21 protein-coding genes are annotated in these 20,721 nt (G+C 69.5%); 6 read left to right on the plus strand and 15 right to left on the minus strand.

Annotated elements, in window-relative coordinates:
• Positions 1–45: 45 nt before the first annotated feature.
• Positions 46–1,080: an NUDIX hydrolase gene (locus SLUN_RS05095; RefSeq protein WP_108147350.1), complete on the minus strand. Its 1,035-nt coding sequence runs from the start codon at positions 1,078–1,080 to the stop codon at positions 46–48.
• Positions 1,081–1,325: 245 nt separating this feature from the next.
• Here SLUN_RS05095 and SLUN_RS39905 point away from each other — a divergent pair, with 245 nt between their 5' ends.
• A complete protein-coding gene (locus tag SLUN_RS39905; protein WP_170146552.1) occupies positions 1,326–1,502 on the plus strand; it encodes a DUF8839 family protein in 177 nt (58 codons plus the stop codon).
• A gap of 44 nt (positions 1,503–1,546) precedes the next feature.
• Here the strand turns inward: SLUN_RS39905 and SLUN_RS05100 are convergent, their stop codons facing one another.
• From SLUN_RS05100 to SLUN_RS05115, 4 genes are all read right to left on the minus strand, one after another.
• Complete coding sequence (locus SLUN_RS05100; protein WP_108147351.1) at positions 1,547–2,467, minus strand: carbohydrate ABC transporter permease; 921 nt, start codon at positions 2,465–2,467, stop codon at positions 1,547–1,549.
• Positions 2,464–3,372, minus strand: coding sequence for a carbohydrate ABC transporter permease (locus SLUN_RS05105; protein ID WP_175313056.1), 909 nt, complete (start codon positions 3,370–3,372; stop codon positions 2,464–2,466). The genes SLUN_RS05100 and SLUN_RS05105 overlap by 4 nt, the downstream gene beginning before the upstream one ends.
• A gap of 135 nt (positions 3,373–3,507) precedes the next feature.
• Positions 3,508–4,803, minus strand: a complete 1,296-nt coding sequence (locus SLUN_RS05110; protein WP_108147353.1) for an ABC transporter substrate-binding protein — start codon at positions 4,801–4,803, stop codon at positions 3,508–3,510.
• A 463-nt stretch (positions 4,804–5,266) separates the two neighbouring features.
• Entirely contained in the window at positions 5,267–6,232 is a 966-nt protein-coding gene (locus tag SLUN_RS05115) for an ROK family protein (protein WP_108147354.1), read from the minus strand.
• A 210-nt stretch (positions 6,233–6,442) separates the two neighbouring features.
• Between SLUN_RS05115 and SLUN_RS05120 the strand changes: the two genes are divergently transcribed.
• Positions 6,443–7,429, plus strand: a complete 987-nt coding sequence (locus tag SLUN_RS05120) for a LacI family DNA-binding transcriptional regulator (RefSeq protein ID WP_108154537.1) — start codon at positions 6,443–6,445, stop codon at positions 7,427–7,429.
• Between the two features lie 68 nt (positions 7,430–7,497).
• On the opposite strand, the gene SLUN_RS05125 is transcribed toward SLUN_RS05120, so the two are convergent.
• The 5 genes from SLUN_RS05125 to SLUN_RS05145 all read right to left on the minus strand — a co-directional run bounded on the left by SLUN_RS05125 (position 7,498) and on the right by SLUN_RS05145 (position 12,197).
• Complete coding sequence (locus SLUN_RS05125) at positions 7,498–8,787, minus strand: DUF6986 family protein (RefSeq protein WP_108147355.1); 1,290 nt, start codon at positions 8,785–8,787, stop codon at positions 7,498–7,500.
• A gap of 155 nt (positions 8,788–8,942) precedes the next feature.
• Positions 8,943–9,905, minus strand: coding sequence for an electron transfer flavoprotein subunit alpha/FixB family protein (locus SLUN_RS05130; RefSeq protein ID WP_108147356.1), 963 nt, complete (start codon positions 9,903–9,905; stop codon positions 8,943–8,945).
• 219 nt (positions 9,906–10,124) lie between these two features.
• On the minus strand, positions 10,125–10,910 hold the full coding sequence (locus tag SLUN_RS05135; RefSeq protein ID WP_108147357.1) for an electron transfer flavoprotein subunit beta/FixA family protein: 786 nt from the start codon (positions 10,908–10,910) through the stop codon (positions 10,125–10,127).
• A gap of 209 nt (positions 10,911–11,119) precedes the next feature.
• Positions 11,120–11,638, minus strand: coding sequence for a flavin reductase family protein (locus SLUN_RS05140; RefSeq protein ID WP_108147358.1), 519 nt, complete (start codon positions 11,636–11,638; stop codon positions 11,120–11,122).
• A 199-nt stretch (positions 11,639–11,837) separates the two neighbouring features.
• On the minus strand, positions 11,838–12,197 hold the full coding sequence (locus SLUN_RS05145) for a TlpA family protein disulfide reductase (RefSeq protein ID WP_108154538.1): 360 nt from the start codon (positions 12,195–12,197) through the stop codon (positions 11,838–11,840).
• 324 nt (positions 12,198–12,521) lie between these two features.
• Here SLUN_RS05145 and SLUN_RS05150 point away from each other — a divergent pair, with 324 nt between their 5' ends.
• On the plus strand, positions 12,522–13,244 hold the full coding sequence (locus SLUN_RS05150) for a lysophospholipid acyltransferase family protein (RefSeq protein WP_108154539.1): 723 nt from the start codon (positions 12,522–12,524) through the stop codon (positions 13,242–13,244).
• A gap of 13 nt (positions 13,245–13,257) precedes the next feature.
• Here the strand turns inward: SLUN_RS05150 and SLUN_RS05155 are convergent, their stop codons facing one another.
• From SLUN_RS05155 to SLUN_RS05170, 4 genes are all read right to left on the minus strand, one after another.
• Positions 13,258–13,950 carry a B3/B4 domain-containing protein gene (locus SLUN_RS05155; protein ID WP_108147359.1) on the minus strand — a complete coding sequence of 231 codons (693 nt, stop codon included), beginning with the start codon at positions 13,948–13,950 and terminating at the stop codon, positions 13,258–13,260.
• A 172-nt stretch (positions 13,951–14,122) separates the two neighbouring features.
• On the minus strand, positions 14,123–15,193 hold the full coding sequence (locus SLUN_RS05160) for a threonine aldolase family protein (protein ID WP_108147360.1): 1,071 nt from the start codon (positions 15,191–15,193) through the stop codon (positions 14,123–14,125).
• A complete protein-coding gene (locus SLUN_RS05165; protein WP_108147361.1) occupies positions 15,190–15,945 on the minus strand; it encodes an SDR family NAD(P)-dependent oxidoreductase in 756 nt (251 codons plus the stop codon). The genes SLUN_RS05160 and SLUN_RS05165 overlap by 4 nt, the downstream gene beginning before the upstream one ends.
• A 26-nt stretch (positions 15,946–15,971) precedes the next feature.
• Positions 15,972–17,369 (minus strand): DUF6421 family protein, encoded by a 1,398-nt coding sequence (locus SLUN_RS05170; protein WP_108147362.1) that lies wholly within the window; start codon positions 17,367–17,369, stop codon positions 15,972–15,974.
• 472 nt (positions 17,370–17,841) lie between these two features.
• On the opposite strand from SLUN_RS05170, the gene SLUN_RS05175 reads away from it, so the two are divergent.
• Complete coding sequence (locus SLUN_RS05175; protein ID WP_108154540.1) at positions 17,842–18,525, plus strand: glycerophosphodiester phosphodiesterase; 684 nt, start codon at positions 17,842–17,844, stop codon at positions 18,523–18,525.
• 181 nt (positions 18,526–18,706) lie between these two features.
• Here the strand turns inward: SLUN_RS05175 and SLUN_RS05185 are convergent, their stop codons facing one another.
• On the minus strand, positions 18,707–19,270 hold the full coding sequence (locus SLUN_RS05185) for a GNAT family N-acetyltransferase (protein ID WP_108147363.1): 564 nt from the start codon (positions 19,268–19,270) through the stop codon (positions 18,707–18,709).
• Between the two features lie 237 nt (positions 19,271–19,507).
• Here SLUN_RS05185 and SLUN_RS05190 point away from each other — a divergent pair, with 237 nt between their 5' ends.
• Positions 19,508–19,894: a VOC family protein gene (locus SLUN_RS05190; protein ID WP_108147364.1), complete on the plus strand. Its 387-nt coding sequence runs from the start codon at positions 19,508–19,510 to the stop codon at positions 19,892–19,894.
• Between the two features lie 169 nt (positions 19,895–20,063).
• A complete protein-coding gene (locus SLUN_RS05195; RefSeq protein ID WP_257153670.1) occupies positions 20,064–20,618 on the plus strand; it encodes a DUF5134 domain-containing protein in 555 nt (184 codons plus the stop codon).
• Positions 20,619–20,721: the final 103 nt, after the last annotated feature.

A 20,721-nucleotide genomic window follows, 5' to 3' on the forward strand; every position in this document is an offset into this window, starting at 1 on the left:
CCTGACCGTGGCACCACCAAGGACGCCGCGGACGTACCGCTCTCGTCAGCCGACGGGGACGCCGGCCTCCAGGTTGAGCACGGCGCCACGCTCGCGCGCCCGAAGGGCCCAGCGCAGCCGCTCGTAGCGGGTGGGGGGCAGCAGCTCCGCTGCCTCCTCCTCGCCCACGAACCGCCAGCCACGCAGCTCCGAGCCCGGCAGCAGCACCCGCCCCGCCTCGGCGCCCGGCAGCCGGCCGCCGTCGAAGAGCAGCCGCAGCCCGCCGAATCCCGGTGGCCGCGGCGGCTCCCAGTCGACCACCAACAGCCGTGGTACCTCGGCGAGTTCGAGGCCCAGCTCCTCGGCGACCTCCCGCATCCCGGCGCGAGCGGGCGCCTCGCCCCGCTCCACCACTCCGCCGGGGAACTCCCAGCCCGGCTTGTAGGTCGGGTCGACGAGCAGCACCCGGTCCTCCTCGTCGAAGAGCAGCACTCCGGCGGCGAGGGTTTCGGCGGTCGGCTCGGGCGTCTGGACGATCTCGCACTCCGCGGCGGCCCCACTGCGTACCGCCTCGGCGATCCGCCGCGCCGTCTGCCGGGGGTCGAGCCGGCTGCTGTCGATGACGTACGCGTCCGCGCCGATCCAGTCGAGCGCGGCGAGATACGGCTCGATGTGCTCGTACGCCCATTGCCTGACGCGCTGTTCGGCGTCGGGGATGTCCGGCTCCTCGCGGTTGGCTATCCGCTCGCGCAGGATCGTTTCATCAGGAGCGAGCAGGACATGGCGTACGGGAATCCGGCGGGCCGCGAGCCCGCCGAAGATCTCGTCGCGGTACTCCTGGCGCAGCAGCGTCATCGGCACCACCAGTACGCCGCCCAGCTCGGCCAGGAGCGCCGCCGCGGTGTCCACCACCAGCCGCCGCCAGATCGGCAGATCCTGGTAGTCGCTCACCTCGGCGAGCCGCTTCTGGGGCAGCAGAGCGCCCAGAGAGCCGCCGGTCAGCTCGGGGTCGAACAGCGTGCTGTTCGGGATCAGGTCGATCAGTTCGCGCGCAGTACTGGTCTTGCCCGCTCCGAACGCACCGTTGATCCAGACGATCACGGTTCCCCCTCTTTCGTAGCCCTCAGTGGATTGCCCGCAACACCCTGCCACGGAAACCCGTTACAGGAACCGGTCGAGTGATCGTCGACCCGCCAGGGACACAACTGTGGCCGTGCTGTTGCCGGTTCACCGCCACCGTCCCGCGCCCCGGTGCGTCTCACCATACGAACGGACGCCCCGCGCCGGACCGTGACACCCGGGCGCGGAGCATCGTTGGAACGAGAGAGACAAGGGGGTGGTGCGGGATGCGCCGTACGGTACTGGAGAGGTTTCCCGCGGGGGGCCCGCGCGGCAGCTGGCCGGCCGAGGAGTTCGCACGGGCACGCCAGGACGAGGGTCTGGCGGCGGAGGTCGTAATGGACCTCGAATCGGACGCGTTCCTGGTGGTCGTGGGGCAGCAGACCGCCGACGCGGTCTGCTGAACGCGACGGAGCCCCCGTCCCCGGCAAGATCCGAACGAAAGGCTCTAGCCCTTGGTGGAGCCGAGCGTGAGCCCGGCGATGAAGTGCCGCTGCAGCAGCAGGAAGACGATCAGCGTCGGCAGGGCGACGATGACCGAGCCCGCGGCCAGCAGGTTGTAGTCGGTGAAGAACTGACCGCGCAGGTTGTTCAGCGCCGAGGTGATCGGGAGCTTGTCGCCGTCGGAGATGAAGACGAGCGCCCAGAGGAAGTCGTTGTACATCCAGGTGAACTGGAGCGTGCCGAGGGCCGCGAGGGCGGGGCGGCACAGCGGCAGGGTGATGCGCCAGTACTGCGTCCACACGCTCGCGCCGTCCACGATCGCCGCCTCCAGGATCTCCTGCGGCAGCGTGCGCATGAAGTTGGCGAGGACGAAGACGCAGAACCCGATCTGGAAGCCGACCTGGACGGCGATGACGGCCCAGAACGAGTCGAACATCGTCATCGAGTCGGACATCCAGTACGGCAGCGGGATGCGGTTGAACAGGACGTACAGCGGCGTGACGATCACCTGCTGGGGCAGCAGATTGCCCGCGGTGAAGAGCATCAGCAGCACGATCGAGCCGCGCATCCTCAGCCGTGACACGGCGAAGGCCACGAACGACGCGAAGAACAGCGTCAGCAGCACTCCGGGCACAGCGATGATGAGGGTGTTGATGAAGTACTTCATCATCCCCGAGTCGCTGAAGGCCTGTTGGTAGTAGTCGAAGGAGAGCTTCTTCGGCAGCGAGAAGTACCCGTGCTCGGATGTCTCGTCGTACGGCCTGAGCGAGGCGTACACCGCGAGCAGCAGCGGCGCGAGGAACGCCAGCGAGACGGCCATCAGGAAGGCGTGCACGCCGAGCCGGCCCGGGCGGAGGACGCGCTTGCGGGGCGGTGCGGCCGCGGCGGGTGCGGCGGCGGGCGCCGGGGCGGTGTCGAGCGTCATCGGTTCTTCTCCCCACGGATCTCCTGGACCAGATACGTCACGACGAATCCCATGGAGACGAGCAGCAGCACCACGGCGATCGCGGAGCCGAATCCGATCCGGCTGGCCTCGCCGATGATGTTGTCGGTGACCAGGACGGAGAGCAACTCCAGACCGTTTCTGCCCTTGTTGACGGCGTAGACGATGTCGAAGGCGCGCAGCGCCTCGATGACGGTGATCACGCCGACGATCACATTCACGGGGCGCAGGGTCGGGAAGACGACGCGGAAGAAGGTCTGTGCCTCGCTCGCCCCGTCGATGGCCGCCGCTTCCTTCAGCGAGGCGTCGACGGCCTTGAGGCCCGCCAGGTAGAGGATCATCACATAGCCGGTGTGCCGCCACGCCGCGGCCAGCAGGATCATCCAGATGTTCAGGTCGGGATCGCCGAGCCAGTCGGTGGGTTTCTCGGTGTCCCCGAGGATCGCGTTGAGCGCGCCCTGGTCACGGGAGAAGATCAGCTGGGCGATGAAGCCGACGACGGCGAGGGAGAGCACCACCGGCATGTAGAGCGTCGACTGGTAGAAGCGGCTGAACCGTACGCCCCTGTCGATCAGGACGGCCAGCAGCAGTCCGAACGGGGTCGCGACCAGTCCGAGGAAGGCCAGCCAGAGCAGATTGTGCCGGGCGGCGGGCCAGAACTGCGGGTAGTTGGTGAAGAGGTTCTCGTAGTTCTGCGTGCCGACCCAGCGAATGTCCCCGATGCCGTCCCAGCTGGTGAAGGAGAGCGCGATGGAGGCGAGGGTCGGACCCCACACGATGAAGACGTCGAGCAGGATCGGTATGCCCAACAGTACGCCGAGGACCGCGAGGTCGCGGCGGGTGAACCGCCGCGGCCCTCGTCGTCCGGCGCGCCGCGAGATGCTCACTCTCGTTCGCCCCCCGGTGCCCTTCGGGGTACCCCGGGCGGCCTGCGGTTCAGGCCCGGGGTCCGGGGACTGTCCCCCGGGAGATTGCAGCAGCGGCACGGCTGGTGGCTCCAAGTCGGTTTCGGCCGGCGACGGTCAGTCCTCGGTGGCGAAGATGGTCTTCTTCTGCCTCTCGATGCTGTTGACCAACCCGTCCACGTCCTTCGGCTTGTTGATGAAGGTCTGAATGGCCGGAATCATCACGGTCGAGGAGAAGTCCGGCCTTGTGTCGCGGTCCAGGAACTGCGAGATCTGCTTGGCGCCGGAGACGAGTTCGACGGCCTTCTTCTGCAGCGGGGTGTACTTGGAGATGTCGGCCTGGTCGCTCACGGCGATGTTGTTGGGGTCGCCGGCGAGGTAGATGTCCTCGGCCTCGCCGGTGGCGAGCCACTTCAGCAGGTCCTTGGCGCTCTCCATGTTCGCCTTGTTGTTGAGGTTCTTGGACTTCTTCGCCAGCAGGAAGCCGTCGATGGGCGCTTCGACCGCGTCCTGACCGTGCTCGGGGTTGATCACCGGGAACGGGAAGAAATCGATGTCGGCCTGCTCCGCCTTGGGGAACTGGGCACCGGGGTGCGGGAGTCCGAAGACCGCCATCCCGGCCTCCTTCTTCTGCAGGCTGGTCGCGGCCTCCTGCCAGGTACGGCCGTTGGCTCCGGGCTGGCAGTACGGGAGAAGGCTGCGCCAGGTGTCGAAGACGTCCTTGACGCGCTTGTCGGTCCACGCCTCCTGGCCCGCCATCAGGTTCTTGTGGAATTCGTAGCCGTTGGTGCGCATGTTGATGTAGTCGAACGTTCCCATCGCCGGCCAGCCGTCCTTGTCGCAGAACGCGATGGGGACGAGCTTGTCCTTCCGCATCTGCTTGGCGAGCGTTATGTACTCGTCGAGCGTCTTGGGAGCCGTGTACCCGTGCTCCTGGAAGACGCTCTTCCGGTGGAAGACGGCCCACGGGTAGTAGTAGTACGGCGTGAGGTACTGCTTGCCGTCCTCGCCGGTCGACTGGGCCTTCAGCGCCGGGGAGAAGCCCTGGTAGCTCCCCCAGTTGTCGCTGATGTCGTGCAGCAGGCCCTTCTTCGCGAAGAACTGCATGCGGTAGCCCGCGAACCACATGAGGACATCGTCCGGCTTGCCCTGCAGATACCGGTTGATGTTCTCCTGGAAGGTGTTGTGGTCAACGGTGTTGACCTTGACCTTCCGTCCGTCCTTGGACTGCTTGCCGTACGCGGCGAAAGCGTCTGCGAATGCCTTCTTGGGCACCGGGTCGGACGAGTTGGACCCCATGGTGATGGTCTTGCCGTCCCCGCCGGGCCCACTGCCGCAGGCGGCGAGCAGCGAGGGCAGCGTGATCGCACCCGCACCCACCGCCGCACCACGCAGCAGATTCCGCCGGGACATCCGATGTCCTGCCACGCTCCCGGGCGCGGCAGAACCGTTGAACGATGACTGCGCCATGTCCCCTCCTCCGGGGTGCAACCCAACACAACCCAACGCGAGGATTGGATCTCACTCCCAGAAAGGGGTGTCGTCAAGGGTTTTGACGAGACATCGACCAACTGTTACCGCCTCTCTCCAACAGACTCCAACACGGCCTACCGTAAACGCTCGCGACTGACACGTGCATGCCGTCACCCCAAAACGCGCGAGTACGGAGGAACGTCATGATGCGTCACCTTCCCACCCGCAGTACCCGCCACAGAGTCGTCGGAGCGCTGGCCGCCGCGCCGCTCTGCGCAGCGGGGCTGGGCACCCCGGCCGTCGCCGCCGGTGCCCCGGCCACGCCGGCCGGTCCCGCGGCCGCGGCGACGAAGGGTCGACGGCGGGGAGGGGCTCGACTCCGACCACGCCGGCCGGGCCGACCTCAGGATCGGCTGCTGACCACCGCTGCCGCCTCGCCGTGACGGCCGAGCGAGGCGGCAGCGGCCGCACCCACCAGACCGGCGTCCGTGCCCGTCAGGGCCGGGGCCACCGTCAGCCGCTGTACGAAGGAGAGCGTGGCGTAGTCACGCAGCGCACGGCGCAGCGGCACGAAGAGCACATCGCCCGCGCCCGCCACTCCCCCGCCGATGACCGCGATCTCGATCTCGACGAGGGTCGCGGTGGCGGCGATCCCGGCAGCGAGCGCCTGGGCCGCACGCTCGAAGGAGGCCACGGCGACCGGGTGTCCCGCCCGGGCGGCGGCGGCCACAGCGGCTGCGGACGTGTCGCCGTCGGGGCCGGGCTGCCAGCCGTTCTCCAGCGCCCGGCGCGCGATGTTCGGGCCGCTGGCAATCCGCTCCACGCAGCCGCGTGCGCCGCACGGGCACAGATCACCGTCCAGGTCGACGCTGATGTGGCCGATGTGCCCGGCATTGCCGGTCGGTCCCGGGTGGAGCTTTCCGTTCAGCACGAGTCCGCCGCCGACGCCCGTCGAGACGACCATGCACAGCGCGTTGTCGTAGCCGCGGGCGGCGCCCTGCCAGTGCTCGGCGGCCGTCATCGCGACCCCGTCGCCGACCAGCGCGACGGGCAGCCCGCCCGCGGCCCTGCGCACCCGCGAGACCAGCGGGAAGTCCCGCCAGCCGGGGACATTGACCGGACTGACGGTGCCGGCGGAGGCGTCCACGGGGCCGGCGCTGCCGATGCCGACGGCAGAGGTCCCCGCCCAGAGCGGGGAGACACTGAGCTCGGCCAGAACCGCCTCCACGGCGCGCATCACCGTGTCGCCGTCCTCCTGGGCAGGCGTCGGGCGCTGCGCCCGAAGGAGTATCCTGCCGCTGCCGTCCACCAATGCGCCGGCGATCTTGGTGCCGCCGATGTCGAGAGCGGCGACTAGGTCGGTATGCATCGGTGTGGGATCCCCCGGGGAGCTGTCGGACCTGCGGATTCGGTAACAGTCTCCATTCCCCTGACAACGTTGTCCAGGGCCTATGCTCGACGCCACACCCTCGCACACCGGACAACGACAGGACAGCGCACCGTGGCCGAGACCGACCGTCACCTGCCTTCGACGGGACGCCCGCGAGGCCCCGAGCCCCGCTACGGCAATCGGCCCACCATGAAGGATGTCGCTTCGCGGGCCGGAGTCGGCCTGAAAACCGTCTCCCGGGTGGTCAACGGCGAGCCCGGTGTCACCCCCGACACCGAGCGCCGGGTGCAGGAGGCGATCGAGTCCCTCGGCTTCCGCCGCAACGACAGCGCGCGGGTGCTGCGCAAGGGCCGCACCGCCTCGATCGGGCTGGTCCTGGAAGATCTCGCCGACCCCTTCTACGGTCCGCTGAACCGCGCCGTCGAGGAGGTCGCCCGCGCCCACGGCGCCCTGCTCATCAACGGCTCCAGCGCCGAGGACCCGGAGCGCGAGCAGGAGCTGGTCCTCGCGCTCTGTGCCCGCCGGGTGGACGGGCTGATCGTGATCCCGGCCGGCCACGACCACCGCTATCTGGAGCCCGAGATCAAGGCCGGCATAGCCACGGTGTTCGTGGACCGGCCCGCCGGTCAGATCGACGCGGACGTGGTGCTCTCGGACAGCTTCGGCGGCGCCCGCAAGGGCGTGGCGCATCTGATCGCGCACGGCCACCGCCGTATCGGCTTCATCGGGGACCAGCCGCGTATCCACACCGCTGTCGAGCGGGTGCGCGGCTACCGCGCCGCCATGGAGGACGCCGGGCTCGTGGTGGACGACAGCTGGGTGTCGCTGGGCATCACCGCGCCAGAGCGGGTGCGGGCGGCGGCCGAGGCGATGCTGGAAGGCCCCGAACCGGTCACCGCGATCTTCGCGGGCAACAACCGCGTGACGGTGACAGCCGTACGGGTCCTGGCGGAGCGCGAGCGCCCGGTCGCCCTGGTCGGCTTCGACGACATCGAGCTCGCCGATCTGCTCGGCATCACCGTCATAGCCCAGGACGCGGCGACCCTGGGGCGCACCGCGGCCGAGCGACTGTTCCGCCGTCTGGACGGTGTGGACGACGAGCCCGCGCTGGTGGCGCTGGAGACAGTACTGATCCCGCGCGGCTCGGGCGAGGTCCCGCCGTCGGCAGACCGGTAGTCCGGGCACCGGCCGGTCGTCGTCCCCGCCCTCGATGTGGACGTCGCTGACGAGGACACCGGCGGCTGTTACTGGGCTGTGGTCGTGAGGTCCCCGCGGCGCGGCGAGGCGAATCCGTCCAGATCGGCACGCGTCAGACCGGTGAGCCGGGCGACCTCGGCGGTGTCGAGTGCGCCGCAGTCGATTCCGCGCAGCAGATAGCTGCTGAGCGCCTTGGCGGTGGCTGGCTCGTCCATGACGTCACCGCCCGCATGGCCGGCGTACGCGGCCAGGCGCGCGGCGGCCTTCTCGAAGCCCTCGCGGTAGAAGGCGAAGACCGCGGCGTAGCGGGTCGGCAGGTGGCCGGGGTGCATGTCCCAGCCCTGGTAGTAGGCGCGGGCCAGGGCGCGGCGGGTGAGGCCGTAGTGCAACCGCCAGGCGTCGTGCACCTTCTCGGTCGTGCCGACCGGCAGGACGTTGGTGGAGCCGTCGCAGACCCGTACGCCGGTACCGGCTGCGGCGACCTGCATGACCGCCTTGGCGTGGTCGGCCGCCGGGTGGTCGCTGGCCTGGTAGGCGGCGCTGACGCCGAGGCAGGCGCTGTAGTCGAAGGTGCCGTAGTGCAGTCCGGTGGCCCGGCCCTCGGCGGCGTCGATCATCCGGGCCACGGTGGCGGTGCCGTCGGCGGCGAGGATGGACTGGCTGGTCTCGATCTGGATCTCGAAGCCGATCCGGCCCGCGTCCAGGCCCCGTGCCTTCTCGAACTCCTCGACCAGCCGCACCATCGCGGTGACCTGCTCGGTGTAGGTGACCTTGGGGAGGGTCAGCACGAGCCCGTCGGGCAGACCGCCGGCCTCCATCAGGCCGGTGAGGAAGATGTCGAGGGTGCGGATGCCGCGGTCGCGTACGGCGGCCTCCATGCACTTCATGCGGATGCCCATGTACGGGGCGGCGGTTCGGTTCTCGTACGCCTGGGAGATCAGCCGGGCGGCGCGGGCGGCATCCGCGTCCTCGTCACGCCCGCTGTAGCCGTCCTCGAAGTCGACGCGCAGGTCCTCGACGGGCTCGCGCTCCAGCTTGGCCCGTACGCGGTCGTGGACCGGCCCCGCGAGCTCGTCGGAGAGGCCGAGTACGGCGGCGAGGGAGGCGGCGTCGGGGGCGTGCTCGTCGAGTGCCGCCAGCGCCGCCTCGCCCCAGGAGCCGATGGTGTCGGCGGCGAAGACGTCGCCGGGTACGTAGACGGTGTGCACGGGCTGGCGGGTGCCGGGGTCTCCCGGGTAACGGCGGGCGAGCTCGGCGTCCACCGGCGCGAGGGAAGCGCTGATGCCCTCGCTGACCGCTCCGGCGAGGCTCATTGCCACCTTCTCCTGCTGACCCATCCCTGCACCTTCCTGTTTTCCGCTCCACGGAATCAATAATCCGTATAGCGAAGTTAGTAGGCGGTCGCGACCTGCGTCAATGGTCACCCGAAAACGGGCGGGGCCGCGCGGTGAAGATCACCACGCGGCCCCGGGCCGTACCAGACTTCCGCAGGTCAGCCCTTGCGGCTCTGGACCTCTGCGGTCAGCTGCGGGACGACCTCGAAGAGGTCGCCGACCACGCCGTAGTCGACCAGGTCGAAGATCGGGGCCTCGGCGTCCTTGTTGATGGCCACGATGGTCTTCGAGGTCTGCATGCCGGCCCGGTGCTGGATCGCGCCGGAGATGCCGGAAGCGATGTACAGCTGCGGGGAGACCGACTTGCCGGTCTGGCCGACCTGGTTGGAGTGCGGGTACCAGCCGGCGTCCACTGCGGCGCGCGAGGCGCCGACAGCGGCACCGAGCGAGTCGGCGAGCGCCTCGATGATGTGGAAGTTCTCGGCGCCGTTGACGCCACGGCCGCCGGAGACCACGATCGCGGCCTCGGTCAGCTCGGGGCGGCCGGTCGACTCGCGCGGGGTGCGGGCGACGACCTTGGTGCCGGTGGCCTTCTCGGAGAAGGAGACCGCGAGCGCCTCGACGGCGCCCGCGGCCGGAGCGGCCTCGACCGCGGCCGAGTTCGGCTTCACCGTGATGACCGGCGTGCCCTTGGAGACACGGGACTTGGTGGTGTAGGAGGCGGCGAACGCGGCCTGCGTGGCCACCGGGCCCTCGTCGCCGGCCTCGATGTCGACAGCGTCGGTGATGATGCCGGAGCCGATACGGACCGCCAGGCGGGCCGCGATCTCCTTGCCCTCCGCGGAGGACGGGACCAGTACGGCGGCCGGGGAGACGGCCTCGTACGCGGCCTGCAGCGCGTCCACCTTCGGTACGACGAGGTAGTCGGCGAACTCCGGGGCGTCGGCGGTGAGGACCTTGACCGCGCCGTGCTCGGCGAGCGCGGGCGCGGTGGCCTCGGCGCCGGGGCCCAGCGCGACGGCGACCGGCTCGCCGATGCGGCGGGCCAGGGTCAGCAGCTCAAGGGTGGGCTTGCGGACGGCGCCGTCCGCGTGGTCGACATAGACGAGAACTTCAGCCATTGCTACTCCTGGGCGAGAACCCCGAACTTCGGCCGGGGAAAGACTTGTTGACTGCTACCCTCCGCCCGAGCCTGTCGGCTCCGGGCAGGGCTTGTCCGTCATGAGGCCGTCTCGACTGCCGTGTGAGAAGCCCCTTCGGGGGAGGAGTCACGGGATTGCTCTCCTGCGAGCGATCCAAGGGCGCGAGTCGTGTTGCAACAGGCCCGCGCCGCTACTCCCCTAGATGAACTTCTGGCTCGCAAGGAACCCGGCCAGCTGCTTGCCGCCCTCGCCCTCGTCCTTGACGATCGTGCCGGCGGTACGGGCCGGACGCTCGGTGGCCGAGTCGACCGCGGTCCAGGCGCCCTCGAGGCCGACCTCGTCGGCGTCGATCTCGAGGTCCTCCAGGTCCAGGGACTGAACCGGCTTCTTCTTGGCGGCCATGATGCCCTTGAAGGACGGGTAGCGCGCCTCGCCCGACTGGTCCGTCACGGAGACGACGGCCGGCAGCGACGCCTCGAGCTGCTCGCTCGCGGTGTCGCCGTCACGGCGGCCCTTGACGACGCCGTCCTCGACCTTGACCTCGGAGAGCAGCGTGACCTGCGGAACGCCCAGGCGCTCGGCGAGGATCGCCGGGAGCACGCCCATGGTGCCGTCCGTCGAGGCCATACCGGCAATGACCAGGTCGTAACCGGTCTTCTCGATGGCCTTGGCGAGCACCAGCGAGGTGCCCATGACGTCGGTGCCGTGCAGATCGTCGTCCTCGACGTGGACGGCCTTGTCGGCGCCCATGGAGAGCGCCTTGCGCAGCGCGTCCTTGGCGTCCTCGGGGCCGACGGTCAGCACGGTGATCTCCGCGTCGTCGGCCTCGTCAGCGATCTGCAGCGCCTGCTCGACCGCGTACTCATCCAGCTCCGACAGAAGGCCGTCGACGTCGTCGCGGTCGACGGTCAGGTCATCGGCGAAGTGCCGGTCGCCGGTGGCGTCGGGCACGTACTTCACACAGACAACGATCCTCAAGCTCACGCCGGCTCTCCTACTGCATCGTCTCTACTGAGCTGCCTACTGTTGGCAGCATAGGCGCCTTACTGGGCGGATCCCGGTCGGGGCGGGCCGCGCTCCGAACGAAATATTACTCGTCAGTACACCGAGCTCTTTCCCCATATGCAAGCGCTTAGAACTGTGACCTTGCCAACGCTCAGTAACCGACAATCCCCCAGCACATCCGGGAACTCTCAGTCGCGCAGCGCGTTGAAGCGTCCCTGGTGGTAGAGCAGCGGACGGCCCGCCCCGGCGGGGTCCCCGACGACCACCTCGGCGATCACGATGCGATGGTCCCCCGCCTGCACACGACCGACGGTCCGGCACACCAGCCAGGCCAGTACGCCGTCCAGGACCGGGATGCCCTCCGGGCCCGTACGCCACTGCGTGGGCGGCGCGAAACGGTCGGCGCCGCTGCGCGCGAAGGTGGCGGCCAGCTCCTGCTGGTGCTCGCCGAGTATGTGGACGCCTATGTGCTCGGCCCGGGCGATGACCGGCCAGCTGGACGAGGACGTACCGACGCCGAAGGAGATCAACGGCGGCTCCGCGGCTACGGAGTTGAGTGAGGTGGCGGTGAATCCGACGGGGTTCTCCCCCTGGGCGGTGATCACCGCGACGCCCGCGGCGTGCTGCCGGAAGACGGAGCGGAGCAGGTCGGGAGAGGCCGGCTGAGCGGTACCGAAAGCGGTACCGAGATCGGGCGAAGCCGTCATGGAGTCGTCCTTCTGCAGGGGATGCGAACGGGGCGGCCGTGGCTGCTCAGACAGCCGGACAGCGCGCACTCGCGTTACGGGCGAGGTCCACATGAGCCCGCCCGTGGAGAAGGAGTTCTTGAGGCACATCGTCAGCGTGACGATGGATGGTGGGTGCAGTCAAGCGCGTCCCGGGATGTGCGACACGGGTCACGGGGCGTCACACCGCCTGTCCGAGCGCGGCGATCACATCCGCCTTGCGCGGCTGGCCCGAGGCCCGGGTGACGATGCGGCCGGCCGCGTCGAGCACGAGCACGGTGGGCGTCCTGAGGATGCCGAGCTCGCGCACCAGCGTGAGCCGTTCCTCCGCGTCGATCTCCAGATGCGCGACGCCTTCGATCATGTCCGAGACCTCGGCGAGCGTGCGCCGCGTCGCCCGGCACGGCTGACAGAACGCACTGGAGAACTGAACGAGCGTGGCGCGCGGCCCCAGCTCCGCCCCGAGCTCGTCCGCGTCGAGCCGTCTCTGGGCATCCCGACCCCGCACCTTCAGCCTCCCGCCGCTCCGGCGCTGCCACATCCCGAAGACGCTCGCCGCCGCGAGCGCGCGCCTTGCGCACACACCACAAGTCCAGTTATCCCCCCGTACAGCATTCACAGGACCGTATAGATTCCCGGTCCCGCACGGGGGATCTTCTGCGAGATGCATCTACTCCTCCGCCGCGCCACGACGGCAGGGTCATGATGGACAAGAAGGACGTGACAAGAATCTCGCCCGCCAAAGCCCCCAGGACTGGTCAGCACGCCGCACATGGGGCACGATCTGCCCAATGCCGAAAACCTACGGCTGCGTAACTTCCGCCGGGAGCACCCTCCCCGGGCACAACAGAAGGGTCTTCTCCAGATGGCAGAGCTCGTCTATCGGCCGGTCATCGGCGCCGCTCGCACCATGTTCAAGGCGCTCGACCTGAAGATCGACACTCAGGGTTCGGAGAACATCCCGCGCTCGGGCGGCGCTGTGCTCGTCAGCAACCACATCAGCTATCTGGACTTCATCTTCACCGGGCTCGCGGCGCTCCCCCAGAAGCGCATGGTGCGCTTCATGGCGAAGGAATCCGTCTTCCGGCACAAGATCTCCGGCCCGCTGATGCGCGGAATGAAGCACATCCCGGTCGACCGCAAGCAGGGTGAGGCGGCCTACGCGCACGCGCTGGACTCGCTACGCTCGGGCGAGATCATCGGTGTGTTCCCCGAGGCGACCATCTCGCAGTCGTTCACGCTCAAGAGCTTCAAGTCGGGTGCGGCCCGCCTGGCCCAGGAGGCCGGCGTGCCGCTCATCCCGATGGCCCTGTGGGGCACCCAGCGGATCTGGACCAAGGGCCGGCCGCGGAACTTCAAGCGCAGCCACATCCCGGTGACGATCCGGGTGGGCGCGCCGGTGGAGGCTCCCGCCGACCAGTACGCGGGTGCGATCACCCGGCGGCTGCGCGAGCGCTGTCAGGAGCTCCTCGAAGCGGCTCAGCGCGCCTACCCCGTACGTCCCAAGGACGCGAGCGACACCTGGTGGGTGCCCGCGCACCTCGGGGGTACGGCGCCGACTCCGGCCGAGGTCCGCGAGACCGGCTGAAACGGCACGCCCGTTACTGGGGCGGGCGGACGGTGATCTGCGCCCCGGGGCTCAACTTCTCCAGCGACTCGGCGAGTTCGGCGGCTGCGGCCTCGAGCTCGCCGATCGTCATGGGGGCCATGCTCTCCAGCAGGAAGAGCGCGTTCACCGAATCCTCGGTGAGCCGGGTGCGCACGCCCTGGCGCCAGTTCCAGCGCCGGCAGGTGACACCTTCGTCGTCGCACCAGACGACCTCGCCCGTGTCCGGGTGCTCCACGCTCTCCTCGCCGCCCGCGACGGTGACGAACGGCTCCGCGCCCGTCGCCCGTACGAGCCGCATCCCGCCCTTGATGTGGTCGGTGTCCTCGCCGCCGACCGGGATCAGATGGGCCACGCTGATCGCGTTGTAGAGATCGACCAGCCGGTTGATGCGCGGCAGCCCGCCGTCGGCGAGCGCCCGCTTGGCCAGAGCTTCGGCGGAGTTGCGGGTACGGGACGGTTTGGATCCGAACGCGGAGTACGCCGCGCGCCAGGCCACCATGTGCGGATCCTCGTGCGGAGCGCGTCCGTCGAGCCGCTCGGTGAGCCGGCGGGCGGCGTCGTCCAGCAGGGCCGAGCTGTCGGCGTTGCTCGGCCCGTTGACCAGACCGCGCGCCTCGACGGCGAGATGGGTGAAGCCGGGCGCGAGGTCCCGGACCTCGTCGGAGACGGTGAGCGTGAGCGTCATGGTCGGGCTGCCTCACAGGTCGACGATAGTTCAGCATAGAGTACCGGAAAGTCCATCACGCTGGACTCCACTCGCATCCCAAAGGCCAGCCGATCTCCATCGAGCGAAAAAAGGAAGTGGCCGACCGGAGGTCAGTCACTCTCCGGTCGGCCACATACCCATACAGGGACCTCTACTTCGCCATCTCTTCCTTCAGCGCCTGGACGAAGGCGTCGACATCGTCCTCGGTGGTGTCGAAGGAGCACATCCAGCGGACGTCGCCCGCCGCCTCGTTCCAGAAGTAGAAGCGGAAGCGCTTCTGCAGACGCTCGCTCACATCGTGCGGCAGTCGTGCGAAGACGGCGTTGGCCTGGACGGGATGGAGGATCTCCACGCCGTCGACCGCGTGTACACCCTGAGCCAGACGCTGGGCCATGGCGTTGGAGTGCCGGGCGTTGCGCAGCCACAGATCGCGCGCCAGCAGCGCCTCCAACTGCACTGACACAAAGCGCATCTTGGAGGCGAGCTGCATCGACAGCTTCCGCAGATGCTTCATATGGCTCACGGCGTCCGGGTTGAGGACGACCACGGCCTCGCCGTACAGCATGCCGTTCTTGGTGCCGCCGTAGGAGAGGACATCGACGCCGACGGCGTTGGTGAACGCCCGCATCGGGACGTCCAGCGACGCGGCGGCGTTGGCTATCCGGGCCCCGTCGAGATGGACCTTCATGCCGAGCCCGTGCGCGTGGTCGACGATCGCCCGGATCTCCTCGACCGTGTAGACGGTGCCCAACTCGGTGTTCTGGGTGATCGACACGACCTGCGGCATCGCCCGGTGCTCGTCGTCCCAGCCGAACGCCTGACGGTCGATGAGCTCGGGTGTGAGCTTTCCGTCCGGGGTCGCAACGGTCAGCAGCTTCAGCCCGCCCATCCGCTCCGGCGCGCCGCCCTCGTCGACATTGATGTGCGCCGACTCGGCGCAGATCACAGCGCCCCAGCGGTCGGTGAGCGCCTGGAGCGCGGTGACGTTGGCGCCGGTGCCGTTGAAGACCGGGAAAGCCTCCGCCGTCGGGCCGAAGTGGCTGTGGATGACCCGCTGGAGGTGCTCGGTGTACTCGTCCTCGCCGTAGGCGACCTGGTGACCGCCGTTGGCGAGCGCGAGCGCCGCCAGGACCTCGGGGTGTGCGCCCGCGTAGTTGTCGCTGGCAAAGCCCCGTACGGACGGATCGTGGTGGCGTCGGGCGTCGGTCTTCGGCGGTGTCACGGCTTGGGGGTCAGCCACAGACGCTGTCCATTCGCTTCCCGGGCGGGCCGGTCCCAGACTCCGGCGATGGCCTCGGCCAGTTCCGTCACGTCCGTGAAGCCCGCGAACTTCGCATTCGGGCGCTCGGCGCGCATCGCGTCGTGCACCAGTGCCTTGACCACCAGGATGGCAGCCGCGGCCTTCGGCCCGGCCTCGCCCCCCGCCTTGCGGAAGGCGTCGGCGAGCGCGAGCGTCCACGCCTCGGCCGCGGCCTTGGAGGCGGCGTACGCGGCGTTCCCGGCGGTCGGGTTGCTGGCGCCGGCCGCGCTGATCAGCAGATAGCGGCCGCGGTCGCTGCGCAGCAGTCCGTCGTGGAAGGCGAGCGAGGTGTGCTGGACGGTACGGATCAGCAGCTTCTCGAGCAGCTGCCAGTCGGCGAGGTCGGTCTCGGTGAAGGAGGCGCTGCCGCGCCAGCCGCCGACGAGATGGACCAGGCCGTCGATCCGGCCGAACTCCTTCTCGGTCTTGTCCGCCCACTCCCGGGTGGCGTTCAGATCAAGGAGGTCGACGGTGTCCCCGGTGACCGTGGCGCCGCCGTGCGCGTACCGGGCGGCGTCGACCGCCTCGGCGAGCCGCGCGGCGTCCGCGTCGGATGCGACGACTGTCGCGCCGGCCTCGGCCAGGCGCAGCAGCGTGGCCCGGCCGGCCGGGCCCGCGGCTCCGGCCACCGCGACCACGGCGCCCTCCAGCGGACCAGTGCCGTTTGTCCTCATGGTCGTCGCCTCCTTCGTGCTCGCGCTCACGCGGACACCCGCTCGGCACTCGCCGCGGTGATCCCCTTGGTGGAGGCGATCACATTCTTCAGCCTCTTGGAGAGCGCCTCATAGAACATGCTGAGCGGAAACTCGTCCGGAAGCACGTCGTCGACGAGTTTGCGGGGCGGCTGGGACAGATCGAGGGCATCGGGGCCCTTGGCCCAGCGGGAGCCGGGGTGCGGTGCGAGGTAGGTGGAGACCAGTTCGTACGCGGCGAACCAGTGGACCAGCTTCGGCCGGTCGATGCCGTCGCGGTAGAGCTTCTCGATCTCGGCGCAGAGGTCGTTGGTGACCTGCGGGGCCCGGTCCCAGTCGATCTTCAGCGTGTTGTCGGTCCAGCGCACCACATCGTGCTTGTGGAGGTACGCGAAGAGCAGCTGGCCGCCGAGACCGTCGTAGTTGCGCACGCGGTCACCGCTGACCGGGAAGCGGAACATCCGGTCGAAGAGCACCGCGTACTGCACATCGCGGCCGTGCGCGTTGCCCTCGGACTCCAGCTGCACGGCCGCCTTGAAGGCGGTGAGGTCGCAGCGCAGCTCCTCGAGGCCGTACATCCAGAACGGCTGGCGCTGCTTGATCATGAAGGGGTCGAAGGGCAGATCGCCATGACTGTGGGTGCGGTCGTGGACCATGTCCCAGAGCACGAAGGCCTGCTCGCAGCGCGTCTGGTCACCGACCATCTCCCCGATGTCCTCGGGGAGTTCGAGGCCGAGGATGCGTACGGCCTCGTGGGTGACACGGCGGAACCGGGCGGCCTCACGGTCGCAGAAGATGCCGCCCCAGGTGAAGCGCTCGGGGGCTTCGCGCACGGCGATGGTCTCCGGGAAGAGCACCGCGGAGTTGGTGTCGTATCCGGCGGTGAAGTCCTCGAAGGTGATGCCGCAGAAGAGGGGGTTGTCGTAGCGGGTGCGCTCCAGCTCGGAGAGCCACTCGGGCCAGACCATGCGCAGCACGACCGCTTCGAGATTGCGGTCCGGGTTGCCGTTCTGCGTGTACATCGGGAAGACGACGAGGTGCTGCAGTCCGTCCGCGCGGTTCGCGGCGGGCTGGAAGGCGAGCAGCGAGTCCAGGAAGTCGGGGACGTCGAAGGCGCTGTCCGCCCACTTGTGCAGATCGGCGACGAGCGCGCGGTGGTACGCGACGTCGTGCGGCAGCAGCGGGGAGAGCTCGTCCACCGCGTCGATCACTCGGTCGAGCGCGGCCTCCACGACCACACGGGTCGGGGCGCCGTCGGCGTCGAAGTCGATCGAGCCGTCCTTGGACTGCCAGGGCCGGATCTCCCCGACGGCATCCTTGAGCCGGGGCCAGGCCGGGTGCTCGATCACCCGGGTGGCTTGGGATATGCCTCCTGCGGCAATGTCCTGCACAAGAATTTCCGTCATGTCACTTCCTCCACGGGAGAACCTCGCGTCAAGACACCGTATCCATGCAGGGTTCTCCCGTACAAGGGGAGACTTGGGAAATTATGCTGCCCGACCCCCATGATCACCGCAATTTTTGCGGTTGATTCAGATTTCCGCGCCAGGAAGCCGTGGGACATCCGGGGAGAGCGGGCTTCGGTGGGCGATTATCCGGTCGCTGTGAGCTTTGCCGCACAGGGCCTGTCCCTCGCCCGCCATTCCCTCGTCGCCCGCCATTCCCTCCTCGCACACCGCCGCGTCAAGCCGGCGGGGACGCGCCCACGCGCGAGTGACGCGGTTCGTGGCGCACGGCCCGCGGGAGCCAGAGCGGACTACTCCACTCCCCCGCGCCGGACCGGTCCCATCGCGGAGGCGGGCCGTTAGGCTGCGTGCTTGCCGCGCGGGTGCCGGGATGCGCCGCGTGAGAGCCGCCGTCGACGGAAGCGAGAGAATCTTGACTTTCCTCACCATCGGTCATCGCGGGGTCATGGGCGTCGAGCCGGAGAACACCCTGCGCTCCTTCATCCGCGCCGAACAGGCCGGGATGGACGTCATCGAACTGGATCTGCATCTCAGCAAGGACGGCGCGCTGGCCGTCATGCACGACGCCGACGTGGACCGCACGACCGACGGGAACGGCCCGATCGCCGACAAGACCCTCGCCGAGCTGAGGGAGCTCGACGCGGGCAACGGCGAGCGGGTGCCGGTCTTCGAGGAGGTGCTCGACGCCGTACGGGCGCCGCTCCAGGCGGAGATCAAGGACGTGGCCGCGGCCCGGACGCTCGCCGAGGTCATGCTCCGTCGCGATCTCGTCCACCGCGTCGAGGTGTCGTCCTTCCACGACGACGCGATCGCCGAGATCGCCACGTTGGTGCCGGGAGTACGGACCGCGCTCATCGCGAGCCGCTGGGGCGCGGATGTCGTGGACCGCGCGAAGGCGGTGGGCGCCGCCTCTCTCGCCCTGAACATCCGCAGGCTGACTCTGGAGACCGTCGAGCACGCGCACGGCGAGGAGCTGCAGGTGATCGGCTGGGTGGTGAACACCCAGGACCACCTGCGGCTGGTGCGCGCCCTCGAGCTGGACGGCGCGACCACCGACTTCCCCGAGATCCGGCGCACCGGCCGGTTCACGGCCTAGGGTCTTTCGTTTGGATCAGGCCGGATGAGTGAGCGGCCCGCCGCGGAGCGGCTGATGTCACTGCGGTGCGTGCGATCGCAAGGCGGAGGAGGGAGGCATGGCGGAGCCATGTCGACCGACGACAACGCGGCGAGTGTGCGTGCCAGGGCACGCGAACCCGGCAAGATCCAAACGAGAGGCCCTAGGCCAGCGGCCTGACCAGTGGCTTGACCAGCAGCTCGAAGGCGAGGTCCTCGCGCTGCGGGATGCCGAAGCGCTCGTCGCCGTACGGGAAGGGGCTCAGCTTTCCCGTACGGCGGTAGCCGCGCCGCTCGTACCAGGCGATCAGCTCGTCCCGGACGGAGATCACGGTCATGTGCATCTCGCTCACGCCCCAGCGCTCGCGCGCGTGGCGCTCCGCCTCGGCCATCACCTGGCGGCCGAGGCCCGCGCCCTGGAGCCCGGGACGGACCGCGAACATCCCGAAGTAGGCGTTCTCACCACGGTGTTCGAGCTGGCAGCAGGCGATCAGCTCGCCGTCGCGCTCCACGACGAGGAGGGTGCTGCCGGGAGCGGTGATGACCTCGCGGACGCCTTCCGGATCGGTCCGCTGTCCGTTCAGGATGTCCGCCTCGGTGGTCCAGCCGGACCGGCTCGAGTCGCCGCGGTAGGCGGATTCGATCAGCGGGACGAGTGCAGGTATGTCGGCCTCGACCGCGTCGCGGTAGCTGAGCTCGCCGGAGTCCCGGGGCGGTGCGGTGTCCATGAGGTGGCTCTCCGTTCTCGGCTGCGTGCAGGTGTCCGACGAGATTAACCCGACGGTTCGGCCTAAGCGGCCCCGGGGAAGTCCGGGCGGCGTCGCGGGCCGATGGCTGTCGCCTGGCTGCGTTGTCGTCAGTCGCCGACGCTCCGCGTGGACTCCTTCCTCCGCCTTGCCAGACTCGGCCCTCGACCCGCTCCTTCACCCACCCGGACTTCCCCGACACCGCTTAGGGTCCGGGGCATGGTGCATGTGCTGAGCAGCCGGATCCTCCTTCGCCCGGCCGATCCGGAGCGGTCGCGGCAGTTCTACGGACAGACACTCGGCCTGCCCGTCTACCGGGAGTTCGGCACAGGACCGGAGCGGGGCACGGTGTACTTCCTGGGCGGCGGCTATCTGGAGGTCTCGGGGAGCACGGCGGCCGCGCCGTCGCCCGCCGTCCGGCTCTGGCTCCAGGTCGCGGACGTGCGGGCGGCGTACGAAGAGCTGTCGGAGCACGGTGCCGAGGTGCTGCGACCGCCGCAGCGCGAGCCCTGGGGGCTGATCGAGATGTGGATCGCCGACCCGGACGGTCACCGCATCGCGTTGGTAGAGGTGCCGGCGGACCATCCGCTGCGGTACCGCCCCTGATCGGGCAGACCGACGTCCTGGGCCGGCCGGGGCGCGGCACCGAGTCGAGCACAGGCGGCCCGGCGCGTTCGCGGCCGGGCCAGTGCTTCCCGCGCACCCCCGTGCGCTCGCGTAGAACGCCCAGTGCCGGGCATCGACCTCTCGACACCGTCGAAGGGGGAGGTGCGCCGTGCAGGGACCGGCGATGTCCGGCTGGCTGCTGGTGGCGCTGTGCGGGGCGACGGGCGCGTATTGCCTTGTGCGGATGCGCAGTTGCTCCGGCGAGGCGCGTGAGGCGGCCGGGGGCGAGGCCGGGATGGGGTTCGGGATGGCGGCGATGGCGGTGCCCGCCACCGTGCTCGCGCCGCCGGCGTGGGGCTGGGTGGTGTACGCGGCCGTCTTCGGCGCCGCGGCGCTGCACGCCCTGCGGCCCGCCCGGCGCAGTACGCACCATCTGCACCATCTCGTGGGCTTCCTCGCGATGGTCTACATGGCGGTGGCGATGGCGCACGGTGGCGGGGCGCACGCCGCGCATACGGCGGCCGGGGTGCCGCTGCTGACCGGTGCGCTGCTGGCGTACTTCGCGGTGTACGTCCTGCGCTCGGGCGTACGGCTGATACCCGTGCCGTCTCCGGCGGGAGCCGCGGCGCCTGCGGCCGTCTCCTGGGGCGCGCGGCCCGAGCTGGCTCTGGCCTGCAGACTCTCCATGGGCATCGCCATGCTGGCGATGCTGCTCGCACTCTGAGTCCGGCCTGGCCGCCCCGCCGGGCCGCGGATGCGAAACCGTGTCGTACATCACTTGGCGCGCGCGGCCATACCCGCAAGTAGCCCCGCGCTCATAGGCTGAT

The sequence above is a fragment of the Streptomyces lunaelactis genome (assembly GCF_003054555.1).
Classification (GTDB): Bacteria; Actinomycetota; Actinomycetes; order Streptomycetales; family Streptomycetaceae; genus Streptomyces; species Streptomyces lunaelactis.

What these genes read in the sequence shown, in the direction of transcription:
- SLUN_RS39905 (WP_170146552.1), top strand. Translation starts at nt 1,326, where the DNA reads ATGCGCCGTACGGTACTGGAGAGGTTTCCCGCGGGGGGCCCGCGCGGC.
- SLUN_RS05100 (WP_108147351.1), bottom strand. Translation starts at nt 2,467, where the DNA reads ATGACGCTCGACACCGCCCCGGCGCCCGCCGCCGCACCCGCCGCGGCC.
- SLUN_RS05110 (WP_108147353.1), bottom strand. Translation starts at nt 4,803, where the DNA reads ATGTCCCGGCGGAATCTGCTGCGTGGTGCGGCGGTGGGTGCGGGTGCG.
- SLUN_RS05115 (WP_108147354.1), bottom strand. Translation starts at nt 6,232, where the DNA reads ATGCATACCGACCTAGTCGCCGCTCTCGACATCGGCGGCACCAAGATC.
- SLUN_RS05120 (WP_108154537.1), top strand. Translation starts at nt 6,443, where the DNA reads ATGAAGGATGTCGCTTCGCGGGCCGGAGTCGGCCTGAAAACCGTCTCC.
- SLUN_RS05125 (WP_108147355.1), bottom strand. Translation starts at nt 8,787, where the DNA reads ATGGGTCAGCAGGAGAAGGTGGCAATGAGCCTCGCCGGAGCGGTCAGC.
- SLUN_RS05130 (WP_108147356.1), bottom strand. Translation starts at nt 9,905, where the DNA reads ATGGCTGAAGTTCTCGTCTATGTCGACCACGCGGACGGCGCCGTCCGC.
- SLUN_RS05140 (WP_108147358.1), bottom strand. Translation starts at nt 11,638, where the DNA reads ATGACGGCTTCGCCCGATCTCGGTACCGCTTTCGGTACCGCTCAGCCG.
- SLUN_RS05145 (WP_108154538.1), bottom strand. Translation starts at nt 12,197, where the DNA reads ATGTGGCAGCGCCGGAGCGGCGGGAGGCTGAAGGTGCGGGGTCGGGAT.
- SLUN_RS05150 (WP_108154539.1), top strand. Translation starts at nt 12,522, where the DNA reads ATGGCAGAGCTCGTCTATCGGCCGGTCATCGGCGCCGCTCGCACCATG.
- SLUN_RS05155 (WP_108147359.1), bottom strand. Translation starts at nt 13,950, where the DNA reads ATGACGCTCACGCTCACCGTCTCCGACGAGGTCCGGGACCTCGCGCCC.
- SLUN_RS05165 (WP_108147361.1), bottom strand. Translation starts at nt 15,945, where the DNA reads ATGAGGACAAACGGCACTGGTCCGCTGGAGGGCGCCGTGGTCGCGGTG.
- SLUN_RS05170 (WP_108147362.1), bottom strand. Translation starts at nt 17,369, where the DNA reads ATGACGGAAATTCTTGTGCAGGACATTGCCGCAGGAGGCATATCCCAA.
- SLUN_RS05185 (WP_108147363.1), bottom strand. Translation starts at nt 19,270, where the DNA reads ATGGACACCGCACCGCCCCGGGACTCCGGCGAGCTCAGCTACCGCGAC.
- SLUN_RS05190 (WP_108147364.1), top strand. Translation starts at nt 19,508, where the DNA reads ATGGTGCATGTGCTGAGCAGCCGGATCCTCCTTCGCCCGGCCGATCCG.